Raw genomic sequence first — 3,509 nt, 5'->3', positions numbered from 1 at the left:
AGGTTCCGGAACCAGTTCCGGAACCGGCAAGGGGTGTTGCCGCGGAGTTTCCGAACCTACAGTCGGCCTGCTTGAAAGGGTTTTCCGGTCGACGGGTGGAGGTTTCGTGAGGCGGACTCTGGGGCTGACGGTTGCGGTCGGCGTCGTGGCGGCGGCGGGGCTCGCGGCAGGTGGCGGGCAGGCCGTGGCGCAGCGTGGGGCGGTGGTTCAGGGCTCGTACTCGGCAGGCGCCGCGCACGCGTGGCAGCCGTTGCCGACGACGTACGTCGGGAAGGACGGCCCGGCCGATACGACGATCGTGGCGGATCCGAGCATCAGCAGGCAGAAGTACACCGGTGTCGGGTTCTCGCTCGACGAGACCAGCGTGTCGAACCTGTGGAAGCTGACCCCGGAGCAGCGCGAGCGGGCCGTCCGGCTGCTGGTGGACCCGAAGACCGGTGCCGGGTTCGACCGGTTCCGGCTGACGATCGGCAGCCCGGACCTGATCGAGCACCTGCCGTTCTGGTCGTACGACGAGCCGCCGGCCGGGGTCGCCGAGGACCGGGACCTGAAGTACTTCTCGATCAAGCGGGACGTCGACCTGCACATCGTCGACACCGTGAAACTGATCCAGAAGTACAACCCGCGGGCGACGTTCTTCGCGTCGGCGTGGAGCGCGCCCGCGTGGATGAAGACCAACAACCGGTTCACCGGCGAGGTCGCGCTGCGGCCGGGCAGCACGACGTCGTACTACCAGGTCGGCAAGCTCCGCGACGACTGCATCGACGTGTTCGCGAAGTACTACGTGAAGTACCTGCAGGCGTATGCGAAGTACGGGATCACCGTCGACGCGCTGACGCTGCTCAACGAGCCGGGGATCGACGTCGTGTACCCGGCGATGGACATCAGCGTTGCGCAGCAGCAGAAACTCGCGGTCGCGATCAAGCGCGAGGTACGGCGCGCCGGGCTGCGGACCCAGCTGTACGTGCACGACTTCAACTTCTGGGACTGGCGGGATCCGAACAGTACGGCGACGAAGAACTACTACCGGATCTTCGACGACCCGAAGACGCGGGCCGCGGCGGACGCGATCGCGTTCCACCCGTACTGGGGCGACCCGACGGTGATGCGGGACGCGTACGAGGAGTTCGGAAAACCCGTGCACATGACGGAAACCAGCGACCTGAATCCGGAAACCGTTCTCGACTATTTCCGGCTCGACGCGTCGTCGTACGTGCTGTGGGCGCAGACCACCGACCAGGACGGCGGCACGCTGCACTGGACGCCGGCCCGGGACAACAACGTCGACTGGGAAGAGGTCGGCCGGACCACCAAGTGGCCGAACCGGCTGGTGACCGTGAACACAGGTACGAAAACGTTTTCGGTCCGGGACGAGCTGTACGCGCTGGGGCAGTTCGCGAAGTACCTCGGGCCGGAGCACACCCGGGTCGAGTCGAGCGGTACCGCGAACGGGATCAGCAACGTGGTCTACAAGGACGCCGCGGACAATTTCGTCGCGGTTGTTGGGAACGCCAACGCAACGCCGAGCGATGTACGGATCACGCTGGCGGGCAGGTCGTTCACGGTGACGGTACCGGCCGGCGCGTTCGCGACGTACCGCTGGCACGGAGAGGTGCCGCGCCGGAGCCATCCGCCGCAGTTCGAGGCCGTACCGCCGGTGACCGCGGACCAGTACCAGACCACGCAGTTCCAGTTGCGGGCGACCGATCGCGACGGGGATCGGCTCGCGTACTACGCGACGGACCTGCCGGCCGGTGTCACGCTCGACGCCAGCACCGGGGTGGTGAGCATTCATCCAACGGTTTCCGGCGTACAGAAACTGACTTTCCGGGTCACGGACGGCGCGGCCCACGACGAGGTCACGGTGCCGGTGACGGTACGGCCGCACGGCGCGCCGGTCGGGGAGAAGCTCGAGGCGGAGTCGTACGTCGCCCAGCACGGCTGGACCGAGGGTGGCGCGAACTTCGTCGAGAACAACGCGGCGGCGAGCGGCGGGAAGGATGTCGGGTGGACGGCGGCGGGGAACTGGCTCCAGTACCGCGTCGACGTACCGCAGGGCACGTACAACCTTGAGCTCCGGGTCGCGAACGGCACCGGGGCGCCGGCTCCGGATGCGATCTCGATCCGGGACGCCAGTGGTGCCGTGCTGAGCAAGGTCACGGTGCCGGACACGGGCGGCTGGGCGAACTACCAGTCGGTCAGTACCCGGATCGCGCTCCCGGCCGGCGACCAGACGATCACCGTGTACTGCGAGACCGGCGGCTTCAACCTCGACTACCTGCGGCTGACAAGCTGACGGGTCGATGGTTGAATGAACAGACGACCATGAATATCTAGTCGTCGGGAGTCCGTCGTGGGACGTGTTGCCTTCGTGCACACCGGAGCAGTTGTCATTCCTGCGTTCGCTCGGCTGGCGGCGGAGCATCTGCCCAGGGTCGAGGTGCAGAACCTGCTCGACGACAAGATCGTCGCCGATCTCGGCCGGGGTGCCGCGCCCGAGGACGTGGCGCGGCGGCTGGCGGATCTGGGTGATGCGGCCGTTGCGGGTGGGGCGGAGGCGGTGATGTTCACCTGCTCGTCGATCTCGCAGTACGCCGGGCCGTTGGCGGAGCGGCTCGGGGTGCCGGTGTACCGGGTCGACGAGGCGATGGCGGACGAGGCGGTGGCTGCCGGCGAGTCGATCACGGTGATCGCTACGTTGCCGACGACAGTGCGGCCGACGGGGGCGTTGCTGCGGGAGCGGGCTGAGCTCGCGGGCCGGGCGGTGACGATCGACGAGGTGGTTGTCGAGGGGGCGTTCGAGGGTGCCTCCCGCCCGGTCCTCACCAGCCCCGAGCCAGGCATCCGCCGCCTGGCCGACCGACTCCGCTAGACCCGCCACCTCTTGACGGCCGGCAGTTTTCTACGGCAGGGTTTACAGCGCTGTATTACAGCGCTGTAAATGAATACAACCCCTCGCTCCGCTCGGGCGGGGGATGAGTGGAGAGCGGGTAGATGCGTCCCGACATCGTCATTGTGATGACTGATCAGCAGCGGGTGGGGTTGACGCGGCGTAGTGGGTATGCGGTGGACACGATGCCGTTCGTGGATGGGCTGGCCGCGGCGGGGACCGATTTCCGGAACGCCTACACGGCGGCGCCGGCGTGTGTCCCGGCGCGGACCAGCCTGCTCACCGGGCGGTTTCCGAGTGCGCACCGGGTCCGCCAGAACAGCAACGCGCAGTACGCCTACTACGAGCAGGATCTGCTCGACGTACTGCGGGCCGCGGACTACCAGCTGCACTTCGCCGGCAAACCGCACATGCACCGGGGCGCCGACGACTTCGACACCTACGCCGGACCGTACTTCCACACCCACGGACCCGAACGGACACCGGACGAGAAAGCGTTTGACGGCTGGCTCGAACGGCTCGACCACGGCGTCGCCGACGAGCCCACGCCGTACGACGTCACGACCCAGCTCCCGTACCGGATCACCTCGGACGCGCTGCGGGCGATCGACGGCGCGGA

The 3,509-nt window shown here is 67.7% G+C and carries 3 protein-coding genes; all 3 read left to right on the top strand.

Annotated features, from left to right (window positions below; genetic code table 11):
- Positions 1-106: 106 nt before the first annotated feature.
- Positions 107-2,296: a carbohydrate-binding protein gene (locus VFF46_RS25815; protein ID WP_325039801.1), complete on the top strand. Its 2,190-nt coding sequence runs from the start codon at positions 107-109 to the stop codon at positions 2,294-2,296.
- Between the two features lie 57 nt (positions 2,297-2,353).
- Positions 2,354-2,872: an aspartate/glutamate racemase family protein gene (locus VFF46_RS25810; protein ID WP_325039800.1), complete on the top strand. Its 519-nt coding sequence runs from the start codon at positions 2,354-2,356 to the stop codon at positions 2,870-2,872.
- A gap of 146 nt (positions 2,873-3,018) precedes the next feature.
- A partial coding sequence (locus VFF46_RS25805) for a sulfatase-like hydrolase/transferase (RefSeq protein ID WP_325039799.1) occupies positions 3,019-3,509 on the top strand: 491 nt, incomplete at its 3' end.

Origin of the sequence: Kribbella sp. (assembly GCF_035655035.1) — a bacterium.
Classification (GTDB): Bacteria; Actinomycetota; Actinomycetes; order Propionibacteriales; family Kribbellaceae; genus Kribbella.
This window is presented reverse-complemented; position numbering and strand designations above follow the sequence as displayed.